The sequence below is a fragment of the Pleomorphochaeta sp. DL1XJH-081 genome, assembly GCF_049310885.1.
GTDB lineage: Bacteria > Spirochaetota > Spirochaetia > Sphaerochaetales > Sphaerochaetaceae > CAYZJV01.
Map to the genome: position 1 here is coordinate 1 of NZ_JBMDYO010000117.1, position 265 is coordinate 265.

A 265-nucleotide genomic window follows, 5' to 3' on the forward strand; every position below is an offset into this window, starting at 1 on the left:
GGTGTGCCTCCAATGCAACATTTCCCGGCTTTACCGAATCCACTAGCTTGGTTGTTTGGGCAATATGCAGTGCAAATGAATCAAAAATTACAACAATGGTTAGCACCACAAAGCCATTTTAAGTTTCTTGAATATGATATTGAAACTTTTCAAGCCATGAACTTGCCTATGGCAAGTGACGGTTTTCATCCAAGTAAAGAAGTTTACGCAGTTTGGGGACGGCAGGTTGCAGCCATAGTGCGGCAATCATTTAACTCATAGTCAT

At 41.5% G+C, this 265-nt stretch carries 1 protein-coding gene; it reads left to right on the top strand.

Annotated elements, in window-relative coordinates:
* Positions 1-261: hypothetical protein (locus ACODJP_RS14130; protein WP_422482586.1), on the top strand; the 261-nt coding region annotated here is incomplete at its 5' end.
* Positions 262-265: the final 4 nt, after the last annotated feature.